Source organism: Pseudomonas sp. MF6767, from assembly GCF_016405475.1.
GTDB lineage: Bacteria > Pseudomonadota > Gammaproteobacteria > Pseudomonadales > Pseudomonadaceae > Aquipseudomonas > Aquipseudomonas paracarnis.
Map to the genome: position 1 here is coordinate 456,198 of NZ_JAEKCY010000003.1, position 12,234 is coordinate 468,431.

Genomic DNA, 12,234 nt, shown 5'->3' on the forward strand with positions numbered 1-12,234 from the left:
TCATTGTGTGTTGACCCTGAGTGGTGGTGCTGGAATTGAGGTTCCCGACAGCAGGTGGGCGGGGACGGCAGCAGATGTTATCCGTTGTTGCGACGAGGTTAATGAGAGTCTGCGTCCCACACCAGATTCCAAATCCCAGGCAAATGCACTGGGTCGTCCACATTTTTCACGGTTCGCGCAATCGCCGCGCGCTCAACCTGGGCCGTGTCGGTGTAGAACGGCTCGGCAGCGGTCTTCAAACCGTTGACCCGCGCGCTGTCCATCAGGATCTGCAAATACTCCTGCATATGCCGCGCGGTGTAGCGATTGATGTCATGGAAGGTCACCACCACCGGGATCACCCCCTCCACCGTTGGCAGCTCACCCAAGGCGATGCGTTCGCGCACCACCGACAGTTGCCGATACAGGTTGGCCCGCCGACGCGGGCTGGCGTTGAAGCCCCAGATCTTGCCGTCATTGGCACTCAGGTCCGTCAGCAGAACGTGCATGCCGTGGCGTTGGTAGGCGGCGAAGGTGCGCTTGTCGTAGTTCCAGAAGGGTGGGCGTACCAGCACGGGGGGCGCGCCCGTGATGGCGGCAATGTCTGCGGCCCCTTCGGTAAGGGTGTGTTCCAGGGTGGCGTCGTTCAGCCAGCGATGATTGGTGTGAAACGCCGTGGCGGTGTGAAAGGCCAGGACATGGCCAGCGGCGAATTCACGTTCCATGGTCTTGCGCCCCCGGGCACTGCCGCCGGAGCGAGCGGCTTCGGTCTGCAGGAAGAACACCGCCTTGATTCCCGGCAGCACCGGGTTGTTGGCCAGGTCCGCCACTACCGAACGGCTCGGATTGTTGTAGCCCGAGGCGCTTGGGCCGTCATCGAAGGTCAGCAAAAAGCGGATCGGCGCCTGGGCCAGCAGGCGCTGTTCGGTCTGTGGCGTCAGGGCGATGGGGGCGCTGATGCAGCCCCCCAGGCTCAAGGCCAGGGCAAACAGTACGATTGCTGTAGCGAAGGATTTCATGCCGTGCAGGGCCCGAGTAAAGGCCGCTGCTGGGGGGATCAGCAGCGGCAGGCGCGCACCATACAGTAAGTGCTATGCCGGTTTACAGCAGACTGATCGGATAGCTGACGATCAACCGGTTCTCATCGAACTCGTTGTTGCTGTAGTCCCTGCGCATGCTCGAATTGCGCCAGCGCACGTTGAGGTTTTTCAGCGTGCCGCTTTGCACCGTATAGCCTACTTCGGTCTCGCGGCCCCACTCCTTGCCGTCGGTGATGGTGCCGGTGTGTACGTTGCTGCCGCTGATATAGCGGTTCATCAGGGTCAGGCCCGGTACGCCGAGGGCGGCGAAGTTGTAGTCGTGGCGAACCTGCCAGGATTTCTCCTGCGCGTTGTCGTAGCTGGAGTTGTAGCTGTCGTTGGCCAGGGTACCGCCGCTGGTGCCGTTGACGCGCATCCAGGCACTGTCGCCGGTGAGTTTTTGCAAACCGACGTAGAAGGTGTTGCCGCCGTACCTGGCCGAGAACAAACCGGACCAGGTTTTGTTGTCCAGGTCGCCGGCGCGGGCGCTGCCGTCGTCCTTGCCGTAGAAGAAGCCCAGGTTGGCGCCCAGGGTCCAGGCGCCCACAGGCTGGCTGTGGATCAGATTGACGAACTGCTGGCTGTAGATGTCCTTGAGCTGGGCATTCCACACGCCGACTTGGGTGCGTTTGTCGTTGAACGCGTATTCGGCGCCCTGGAAATTGAAACGGTCGGAGGTGAAGGCGGTTTTGCCGAACATCGACATGTCGCTCATGCTGCCGTCGTCCCGCGGGCTGTTGGCGCGGAATTGGCCGCCATAGAGGGTCAGGCCGTCGATTTCCTTCGAGGTGATCTGCCCACCACGCAGGGTCTGTGGCAGGGAGCGGCCATCGTCGGAACGCAGGATCGGCAGCACCGGCATCCATTCGCCCACCTTCAACTCGGTCTTGGAAAAGCGCGCCTTGAATGCCACGCCGAGCCGGCCGAATTCATCGGCTGGCCGACCGTCATGGTCCAGCGGCAGCAACTGCGTGCCGCCCGTGCCACGCCCGCCATCAAGCTTGAGCGAGTACAAGCCCAGCACATCCACACCAAAACCGACTGTGCCTTGGGTGAACCCGGACTTGGCGTCGAGAATGAAACTTTGCGTCCACTCCTGCGCGCCACCCTGAGCCTTCGTAGGATTGGTGTAGTTGCGGTTGAAGAAGAAATTACGCAGGTTGAGGTTGGCGCTGGCGTCTTCGAGAAAGCCGTGATCCTGGGCGAGAACGGGCAGGGCAGAACTGGCGACAGCAGCCGCCAGCAACAGCTGGCGCGGTTGGAAAGTGCTCATGGTGTGAACCTGTTGTTATTGGGTTTATGCAGGTGGCGGCCATGGTGCGCGGCGGTGCGGGGGCGATGAAAGTAGGGGAAGGCGGGTTGTGGGCGATGATCGAACGTAAGTTGTACGGGCAACAATGCAGGCATAAAAAAACCGCTTCCGGTGAGGGAAGCGGTTTTTCACACCCGCGCTATCAGAACAACTTCAACGGCGGTGCTTGTTCTTTCAACGGCTCGTTCTTCGCAGTCTGCTCGTTCCAGCCACCGCCGAGGGCCTTGTACAGGTTGACCTCGCTGGTGAGCTGCGCCAGGCGGTCGGTGATCAGCGATTGCTGGGCACTGAACAGTTGGCGCTGGGCGTCGAGGAAGGTCAGGTTGCTGTCGACACCAATGCGGTAGCGACGCTCGGCCAGGCGGTAGTAATCCTGGTTAGCCTCGACGAAGCCGCGCTGGGCATCCAGTTGCTGCTTGTAGGTCGCACGCGCGGCCAGGCCGTCGGAGACTTCCTGGAAGCCGGTCTGGATGGCCTTCTCGTAGTTGGCCACGTTGATCTCTTTCTGGATCTTCGAGTAGTCCAGGCTTGCGCGCAGGCTACCGGCGTTGAAGATCGGGATGTTGATCTGCGGGGCAAACGCCCAGGTCCCCGAACCGCCTTTGAACAGGCCACCCAGGGTAGGGCTGGCAGTACCGGCGCTGGCGGTCAGGCTGATGCTCGGGAAGAACGCCGCACGGGCCGCGCCGATGTTGGCGTTGGCGGCCTTGAGGTTGTACTCGGCTTGCACGATGTCTGGGCGACGTTGCAGCAGGTCCGAGGGCAACCCGGCAGGCACTTCGCTGAGCAGGTCATCGGACAGCGGCTTGCTGGCGATATTCGCCGGCAGGCCGGTGCCCAGCAGCAGGGTCAGGCTGTTTTCGTCCTGGGCCACCTGGCGGGTGTAACGCGCCAGTTGCACACGGGCGTTTTCCACCGAGGTGCGTGCCTGGCTGAGGTCGAGGGCCGAGGCCACGCCGACTTCATTGCTGCGCGAGGTGAGCTTGTAGCTTTGCTCGAACGCGGCCAGGGTGTCCTGGGTCAGCTTGAGCAGCTCCTTGTCGGCCTGCCAGGTCAGGTAGGCATTGGCCACGCTGGCCACCAGGCTGATTTGGGTGCTGCGGCGCGCTTCTTCAGTGGCGAAGTACTTTTGCAGCGCTTCTTCACTGAGGCTGCGCACGCGGCCGAACAGGTCCAGCTCATACGAACTGATGCCAAGGCCCGCCGAGTACTGGCTGGCGATGGTCGATTCGCCGGTCTGCGACAGCTTGGCCGGGGTGCGCGAACGGCTGCCGTTACCGGTGGCCGATACCGCCGGGAACAGGTCGGCACGCTGGATCTGGTATTGCGCTGCATAGGCGTCGATGTTCAGCGCCGCGACACGTAGGTCACGGTTGTTCACCAACGCGGTCTGGATCAATTGCTGCAGGGCAGGGTCATGGAAAAACTGCTTCCAGCCTTGCTCGGCAGCGGCCTGGCTCGGCGCCTGGGCCGACGAATACGCCGGCCCCTGCGGGAACTGCGCGGCCACCGGCGCTTCGGGACGCTGATAGTCAGGTATCAGCGAGCAGCCACTGAGCACGAATGCGGTGACGGCTAGGGAAAGTAGCGACTTGCTCATTGGCCAGCCTCTTTAGGAGTTTCAGTAGTGTCTTTCTTTTTGCGTTCGCCAGCGGCGGACACGGTTGCGTAGAACAGTGGCACCCAGAAGATCGCCAGCACAGTGGCCGTGATCATACCGCCGATAACGCCGGTACCGATTGCGTGCTGGCTGCCTGAACCGGCGCCGGTGGAGATTGCCAGCGGCAATACGCCGAGCATGAACGCCAACGAGGTCATGATGATCGGGCGCAGACGCATGCGGGATGCTTCGATAGCCGCCTCGACGATGCCTTTGCCTTGCTCATGCAGTTCCTTGGCGAATTCCACGATGAGGATGGCGTTTTTCGCCGCCAGGCCCACCGTCACCAACAGGCCCACCTGGAAGAACACGTCGTTGGACAAGCCGCGCATGCTGGTGGCGATCAGTGCACCGATCACACCCAGAGGTACAACCAGAATCACCGCGATCGGGATCGACCAGCTTTCGTACAGTGCCGCCAGGCACAAGAACACGACCAGCAGCGACAGTGCGTACAGTGCTGGCGCCTGGGAACCGGAAAGGCGTTCTTCGTACGACAGGCCTGTCCAGGCGTAACCGACACCGGCCGGCAGTTCTTTGGCGATGCGTTCGACTTCGGCCATCGCATCACCGGTACTGTAGCCCGGTGCCGGGGTACCGAGGATTTCCATCGCCGCTACACCGTTGTATCGCGAAAGCTTGGGCGAACCGTAGATCCACTTGCCCGACGAGATGGCCGACAGCGGCACCATTTTCCCGTCGTTGCTGCGCACGTACCATTTGTCCAGGTCTTCGGGCGACATCCGGCTGGCGGCGTCGCCTTGTACATACACCTTCTTCACGCGACCACGGTCGATGAAGTCGTTGATGTAGCTACCACCCAAGGCAATGGCCAGGGTCTGCTGGATATCCGCCAGGCTGATGCCTTGGGCACTGGCTTTCTCGTCGTCAACGGTCAGCTCGTACTGCGGCTCGTCGTTCACGCCGTTAGGACGCACGCCGGCCAGCACCTTGCTTTGTGCCGCCGCACCCAGGAACTGGTTACGTGCAGCCATCAGCTTGTCGTGGCCGACGCCACCCTGGTCTTGCAGGAACACGTCGAAACCCGTGGCGTTACCCAACTCCAGCACCGAAGGCGGCACGATGGCGAAAACCATGGCGTCCTTGAAGGCCCCGAAGAAGTAACCCTGGGCACGCTTGGCCACTTCGAACACCGACTGGCTCGAATCACGCTCATCCCACGGCTTGAGCATCACGAACGCAAGCCCGGAGCTCTGGCCACGACCGGCGAAGTTGAAGCCGTTCACGGTAAACACCGACTTCACCGCCTTGCCTTCGCCTGGCTCGCCTTCCTTGTCGTTCAGCAGGAAGGCGCGCATGTCGTCGACGACTTTCTGCGTGCGCTCAGCCGAAGCACCGACCGGTGTCTGCACCTGGGCGAAGATCACACCCTGGTCTTCCTCAGGCAGGAACGCGCTTGGAATACGGGTGAACATCCAGATCATGCCGGCCAGGATCAGCGCATACACCAGGAATGCCGGGATCTTGTGCTTGATCATGCCGCCCACGCCGCGCTCGTACTTGAGTACGCCACGGTCGAAGGTGCGGTTGAACCAGCCGAAGAAGCCGCGCTTGGGCTGGCCGTGTTTTTCCGGATCAATCGGCTTGAGCATGGTGGCGCACAAAGCCGGGGTGAAGATCAGGGCAACCAGCACCGACAACGCCATCGCCGAAACGATGGTGATGGAGAACTGCCGGTAGATCACACCGGTGGAACCACCGAAGAACGCCATCGGCAGCAGTACCGCCGACAGTACCAGGGCAATACCCACCAGGGCACCCTGGATCTGGCCCATGGACTTGATCGTTGCTTCCTTGGGCGACAGGTGCTCCTCGGCCATTACCCGTTCGACGTTTTCCACCACGACGATGGCATCGTCCACCAGCAAGCCGATGGCCAGGATCATGCCGAACATGGTCAAGGTGTTGATGGTGAAGCCGCACGCCGCCAGGATCCCGAAGGTACCCAGCAATACCACCGGTACGGTCATGGTAGTGATGATGGTGGCACGGAAGTTCTGCAGGAACAGGAACATCACCAGGAACACCAGCACGATCGCTTCGACCAGGGTGTGAACCACACCGGAGATCGATTCGGTCACGACCGGGGTGGTGTCATACGGCACCACCGCCTTCATGCCAGGCGGGAAGAACGGCTCCAGGGACTTGACCGTTTCGCGGATGGCCTTGCCAGTGTCCAGTGCGTTGGCACCGGCCGCCAGCTTGATCGCCATACCCGAAGCCGGCTTGCCGTTGAACTGTGCACTGATGCTGTAGTTCTGGCCGCCCAGTTCGATGCGCGCGACGTCACCCAGGCGAACCTGGGAGCCGTCGGTGTTCACCTTCATCAGGATCTTGGCGAATTCCTCGGTGCTTTGCAGGCGCGTCTTGCCGATGATCGTAGCGTTCAGTTGGGTACCGGGCAGGGCAGGCAGGCCGCCCAGTTGGCCGGTGGCCACCTGCACGTTCTGGGCCTTGATGGCATTGCTGACGTCCACTGGCGTGAGCTGGTAATTGTTCAGTTTGGCCGGGTCGAGCCAGATACGCATGGCGTACTGCGAACCGAACACCTGGAAGTCACCCACCCCCGCGGTACGGGAGATCGGGTCCTGGATGTTGGACACGATGTAGTTGGAGAGGTCGTCCTTGGTCATGCTGCCGTCTTCCGACACCAGACCGATCACCATCAGGAAGTTCTTCACCGACTTGGTCACGCGGATACCCTGTTGCTGCACTTCTTGCGGCAGCAGTGGGGTGGCCAGGTTGAGCTTGTTCTGTACCTGGACCTGAGCGATATCCGGGTTGGTACCCTGGTTGAACGTCACGGTGATGGTCATGCTGCCGTCGGAGTTACTGTCCGAGGAGACATAACGCAGGTTGTCGATACCGTTGAGCTGTTGCTCGATGACCTGCACCACGGTGTCCTGCACGGTTTGTGCGGACGCGCCTGGGTAGGTCACCTGGATATCAATGGCCGTTGGCGCAATGGCCGGGTATTGGTTGATGGGCAACTTCAGGATCGAGAGTGCCCCGACCAGCATGATCACCAGGGCAATTACCCAGGCGAAAATGGGACGGTCGATAAAAAATTTCGACATGGATTACTCCCCTTGACCAGCAGCGGCAGCAGGCGCTGCGGCAGTACCGGCGGGTTTAGCGTTGGAGGCTTCCGTGACCTTCACCTCGGCGCCTGGCTTGACGTACTGCAAGCCTTCGGTGATGACGCGATCACCGGCATTGAGGCCTTTTTCCACCAGCCAGTAGGCACCGGCGGTACGGTTGGCAACCAGTTCGCGTTGCTCGACCTTGTTGTCCTTGTTCACGATCAGCGCTGTCGGAATGCCACGCAGGTCACGGGTCACGCCTTGTTGCGGAGCCAGGATGGCCTTGCTGTTCACACCGGCCAGCAACTGGGCGTGTACGAACATGCCCGGCAGCAGCACGTGGTCAGGGTTGGGGAACACGGCGCGCAGGGTCACGGAACCGGTGGTCTGGTCGACCGACACTTCGGAGAACTCCAGCTTGCCGTCCTGGGCGTAGGCCGTGCCGTCTTCCAGGGTCAGCTTGACCTTGGCAGCGTTTTCGCCGGCTTTTTCCAGTTGGCCACTCGCCAGATCGCGACGCAGCTTGAGCATTTCAGCCGAAGATTGCGTGACGTCGACGTAGATCGGGTCCAGTTGCTGGATCACCGCCATGGCGTCGGCCTGGCCATTGCTGACCAGTGCGCCTTCGGTGACCGAAGAACGGCCAATACGCCCGGAGATCGGCGCGTACACCTTGGTATAGCGCACGTTGATCTGGGCGGTTTGAACGTTTGCCTCGGCAGTCATGCGGTTGGCAACGGCGGTGTCGTATTCCTGACGGCTGACGGCTTGTTCATCGACCAATTGCTTGTAGCGATCGGTGATGGATTTGGTCTGGGTCAGGCTCGCTTGTGCGCTTTTGAGCGTGGCTTCATACACCGACGGGTCGATCTGGTAGAGCTGTTGCCCTTCCTTCACGTCGGCGCCTTCCTTGAACAGGCGCTTGAGAATGATGCCGTTGACTTGCGGCCGGACTTCCGCAATGCGAAAGGCGGTGGTGCGGCCTGGCAGCTCGGTGGTCAGGGTATAGGCTTGCGGTTGAATGGTGACCACGCCGACCTGAGGGGTTTGAGCGGGCGGTGCCGCTTCTTCCTTTTTACATCCGCTGAGCAGCGATGCCAGGGCGACGGCAGTGACCAGAGCGGTAACAGCTGGCTTAAGTTGCATGAAGATCCTCGGGTCAGGCGCGCAGAGTGCGCACAAGAAGTGTGGAAGGGTAAAAAACAAGCCGTGAGTGGATAAGTAGCTTGCTACGCAATATACTTACGTTCATGGTTGTTTGTAAACTCTTGACAGGCTTCGCGCAATGTTGACAAAGCACCGCCGCAAGCCTCGATTCTAGTACGTTCGGCGCCCATGACGGCGTCGTCCCACAATTATTCAGATGACGGTCAAGTACCGTCCACAGTGTCCCGATTGAGGTTTTACTGCCATGGTTCGTCGCACCAAAGAGGAAGCTCAGGAAACGCGCAGCCAGATTCTCCAAGCCGCCGAGCAAGCCTTTTATGAGCGTGGCGTAGCGCGTACCACCCTGGCGGACATCGCCGCGTTGGCGGGCGTGACGCGTGGGGCTATCTATTGGCATTTCAGCAATAAGTCCGATTTGCTCCAGGCCTTGCTCGATACGCTGCACGAACCCCTGGACGAATTGGCCCGGGCGAGTGAAAGCGAGGATGAAGTCGACCCGCTGGGCTGTATGCGCAAGCTGCTGATTCATCTCTACCATGAAGTGGCCCTGGACCCGAAAACCCGGCGCATCAACGAGATTCTGTTTCATAAGTGCGAGTTCACCGATGAAATGTGTGACATGCGCCGCCAACGCCAGACCCACAGCCTGGAATGCAACCTGCGTATCAGCCTGACGTTGCGTAACGCGGTTCATCGCGGGCAACTGCCTGAAAATCTCGACACCACCCGTGGGGCTGTCTGCATACATGCCTTCATCCACGGTTTGATCGGCCAGTGGCTGCTGGTCCCCGATAGCTTTGAACTGCACCAGGACGCCGAGCGCTGGGCTGATATAGGGCTGGACATGCTGCGCCTGAGCCCCAGCCTGCGCAATTGAAACAAAATGCGTAATTGCAACCCGTTGTGTCAACAGTAAAGCCTAAGGACGGTCAATCGTCCTTCTGGCTGATTTGTGGGGTGACTTTATATACGGCCTGGCGGGCGGTTGATAGGTAGCCGGCTAAGTATTTTGTAGCGATATTGTTGCCGTTCTGTGAAGCGATGTTTCCATGGGGGCTACAGACAGGCACAAATGTGAGAGGGGACTTGCTCCTGACACTGTAGGAGCGAGCTTGCTCGCGAAAAACTTCAACGATAACGCGTGCTTCCTGAGTGAACGCGGCGCCTCTTAGTTTCTCGCGAGCAAGCTCGCTCCTACAGCATTGGGTTTGCGGGTTAGGTTAGATCGGCAGCGTCGGGTAGTCGATGTAACCCACCGGGCCTTTGCCATAGAAAGTTTCAGGGTGCGGCTCGTTCAACGGCGCATCGGCCTTCAGTCGCGCCGGCAGGTCCGGGTTGGCGATAAAAGGAATACCAAAGGCCACTGCATCCGCCTTGCCCGCCGCCAGCCAGGCGTTGGCGCTGTCTTTGGTGAAACGTTCGTTGGCGATGTGTACGCCGCCGAAGGCTTTTTTCAGCTGTGGGCCGAGGCTATCCGCACCTTCTTTTTCGCGGGAGCAGATGAAGGCGATGCCGCGCTTGCCCAGTTCGCTGGCGACGTAGGTGAAGGTCTCGGCGAGGTTGTCGTCGCCCATGTCATGCGCGTCAGCACGCGGTGCCAGGTGCACGCCCACGCGGCCGGCGCCCCAGACTTCGATGGCGGCGTCGGTGACTTCCAGCAACAGGCGCGCACGGTTTTCCAGGGAACCACCGTACTGGTCGGTGCGCTGGTTGGTGCTGCTCTGCAGGAACTGGTCAAGCAGGTAGCCGTTGGCGCCGTGGATTTCCACGCCGTCGAAACCGGCGGCCTTGGCGTTCTCGGCGCCGGTGCGATAAGCGTCGACGATGTCGGCGATTTCAGCGGTTTCCAGGGCGCGCGGGGTTGGGTAGCCGGCCAATGGGCGAACTAGGCTGACGTGGCCTTTAGCCTGGACCGCACTCGGAGCCACCGGGGTTTCCCCGTTCAGGTAGGACTCGTGGGAGATGCGGCCAACGTGCCACAACTGCAGGAAGATCTTGCCGCCCGCGCCATGCACGGCCTTGGTGATGTTGGCCCAGCCGCGCACCTGGTCGTTGGACCAGATGCCGGGGGTGTCCGGGTAGCCCACGCCCATCGGTGTCACGGAAGTGGCTTCGCTGAGGATCAGCCCGGCGGAGGCGCGTTGCACGTAGTACTCGGCCATCAGCGCATTGGGCACGCGCCCGGCATCCGCGCGGCAGCGGGTCAGCGGCGCCATGATGATGCGGTTCGACAGTTGCACGTCGCCCAGTGTGATCGGATCGAAAATAGTCGTCATGGAAAAAACACCTTCTCTTTAAGTTGATCAGTGGGTCGCGGGGGCCAGGTCGGCATTGCCGCCCTGACGGAAAGTGATCAGGGTCACCAGCAGCGCGAGAATCGCCAGTGCTGCAGCGGCCAGGGGCACGCTGGTCAGGCCGAAGCCGTGGGCAATCACGCTGCCGCCGACCCAGGCGCCGAGGGCGTTGCCAATGTTGAAGGCACCGATGTTCAGGGTGGATACCAGGTTCGGCGCGGCCTTGCCGAAGGTCACCACGTTGATTTGCAGCGCCGGCACGGCGGCGAACGAGGCGGTGGCCCACAGGAACAGGGTGATTTCAGTCGGTATCACCGCAACGCTGGTCCAGCTCAACACCGTGGAAACCATCGCCATGCTGATGAACACGCCGATCAAGGTGGCCGCCAGGCGCTTGTCCGCCAGTTTGCCGCCGATGATGTTGCCCACGGTGAGCCCCAGGCCGATCAGCAGCAGGGTCCAGGTCACGCCCTTGGGCGACACGCCGGTGACATCGCCCAGCAGCGGCGCGACGTAGGTAAAGAGGGTGAACATAGACGCGGCAAACAGCGCGGTCATGCTCAGCGACAGCCAGATACCGGCACCCTTGAGGGCGGCCAGTTCGGCGCGCATGTCGAGTTTTTCTTCGTCACGCTTGGCGGGCAGGAAGCGAATAAGGCCGATCAAGGCGATTACGCCAATCACGGTCACGGCCCAGAAGGTCGAGCGCCAGCCGGCTTCCTGGCCCAGCGCCGTACCCAGGGGCACGCCCAGCACGTTCGCCAGGGTCAACCCGGTGAACATCAGCGCCACGGCCGACGCACGTTTGTTGGCCGGTACCAGGTTGGCCGCCACCACCGAGCCAATCCCGAAGAAGGCACCGTGGCACAACGCTGTGACCACACGGGCAAACATCAGCACGTTGTAGTCGCTTGCCAGGGCACAGAGCAGATTGCCGATAATGAAAATACCCATCAACGCTACCAGCGCCGCCTTGCGTGGCAGCCTGGCGGTGGCCAGTGCCATGAACGGTGCGCCGATGGCCACGCCCAGGGCGTAGCCGGTGACCAGCCAGCCGGCTCCGGGAATCGACACACCCAGGTCCGCCGCCACATCGGGCAGCAAGCCCATGATGACGAACTCGGTGGTGCCGATGGCGAAGGCGCTCAGGGCCAGTATGAGTAGCGAGAGGGGCATGGACGTGTCCTTGATGATTACGGTGCGCTGAGTTCGGTAATGAGCGCAGCGAGAAAGGCTTGGATCACTTCCTCGTTGCGCTTGAAAAAGTGCCACTGCCCGGCTTTCTGGCTGCTGATCAAACCCGCCCGTTGCAAGGTGGCCAGGTGCGCCGACACGGTCGACTGGGACAAGCCGCAGCGTTGGTCGATCTGCCCGGCGCAGATGCCGTATTCGTGGTTGTGCAATTGCTCGGGGAACTGCACTTTCGGGTCTTTGAGCCAGGTGAGGATGTCTCGTCGTACTGGGTGCGCCAGGGCTTTTATTATTTCGTCGAGGTCGATGGACATGGCAGGGTGCTCGGTGTCGTAAAGCGTTATATCGCGATGAGGCGAACTTTAAATCGTAATATTCCGATATACCAATATGATTTTGATCTGAGGCCAGGCCAAATCGGTATATCGGGTTATAACGATATGCGAGT

9 protein-coding genes are annotated in these 12,234 nt (G+C 61.0%); 1 reads left to right on the forward strand and 8 read right to left on the reverse strand.

The window, feature by feature from the left end; translation table 11 throughout:
• Positions 1–98: 98 nt before the first annotated feature.
• The 5 genes from JFT58_RS08290 to JFT58_RS08310 form a co-directional block, all read right to left on the reverse strand.
• Positions 99–998, reverse strand: a complete 900-nt coding sequence (locus tag JFT58_RS08290; RefSeq protein WP_054898420.1) for a polysaccharide deacetylase family protein — start codon at positions 996–998, stop codon at positions 99–101.
• An 82-nt stretch (positions 999–1,080) separates the two neighbouring features.
• The gene (locus JFT58_RS08295; protein ID WP_054898421.1) at positions 1,081–2,331 is read right to left on the reverse strand and encodes an OprD family porin; all 1,251 of its coding nucleotides are present in this window, start codon (positions 2,329–2,331) and stop codon (positions 1,081–1,083) included.
• A 181-nt stretch (positions 2,332–2,512) separates the two neighbouring features.
• Positions 2,513–3,970, reverse strand: a complete 1,458-nt coding sequence (gene adeC, locus JFT58_RS08300) for an AdeC/AdeK/OprM family multidrug efflux complex outer membrane factor (RefSeq protein WP_003189337.1) — start codon at positions 3,968–3,970, stop codon at positions 2,513–2,515.
• Positions 3,967–7,128 carry an efflux RND transporter permease subunit gene (locus JFT58_RS08305; RefSeq protein ID WP_034125973.1) on the reverse strand — a complete coding sequence of 1,054 codons (3,162 nt, stop codon included), beginning with the start codon at positions 7,126–7,128 and terminating at the stop codon, positions 3,967–3,969. The genes adeC and JFT58_RS08305 overlap by 4 nt, the downstream gene beginning before the upstream one ends.
• Positions 7,129–7,131: 3 nt before the next feature.
• Positions 7,132–8,280: an efflux RND transporter periplasmic adaptor subunit gene (locus JFT58_RS08310; RefSeq protein WP_054898422.1), complete on the reverse strand. Its 1,149-nt coding sequence runs from the start codon at positions 8,278–8,280 to the stop codon at positions 7,132–7,134.
• Between the two features lie 265 nt (positions 8,281–8,545).
• On the opposite strand from JFT58_RS08310, the gene JFT58_RS08315 reads away from it, so the two are divergent.
• Positions 8,546–9,178, forward strand: coding sequence for a TetR family transcriptional regulator (locus JFT58_RS08315; protein ID WP_034125975.1), 633 nt, complete (start codon positions 8,546–8,548; stop codon positions 9,176–9,178).
• Positions 9,179–9,521: 343 nt separating this feature from the next.
• On the opposite strand, the gene JFT58_RS08320 is transcribed toward JFT58_RS08315, so the two are convergent.
• The 3 genes from JFT58_RS08320 to JFT58_RS08330 are packed head-to-tail and all read right to left on the reverse strand — an operon-like array spanning position 9,522 to position 12,100.
• Positions 9,522–10,577, reverse strand: coding sequence for an alkene reductase (locus JFT58_RS08320; RefSeq protein WP_198834363.1), 1,056 nt, complete (start codon positions 10,575–10,577; stop codon positions 9,522–9,524).
• Between the two features lie 27 nt (positions 10,578–10,604).
• A complete protein-coding gene (locus tag JFT58_RS08325) occupies positions 10,605–11,771 on the reverse strand; it encodes an MFS transporter (RefSeq protein ID WP_054899008.1) in 1,167 nt (388 codons plus the stop codon).
• Positions 11,772–11,788: 17 nt separating this feature from the next.
• The gene (locus JFT58_RS08330; protein ID WP_054899009.1) at positions 11,789–12,100 is read right to left on the reverse strand and encodes an ArsR/SmtB family transcription factor; all 312 of its coding nucleotides are present in this window, start codon (positions 12,098–12,100) and stop codon (positions 11,789–11,791) included.
• Positions 12,101–12,234: the final 134 nt, after the last annotated feature.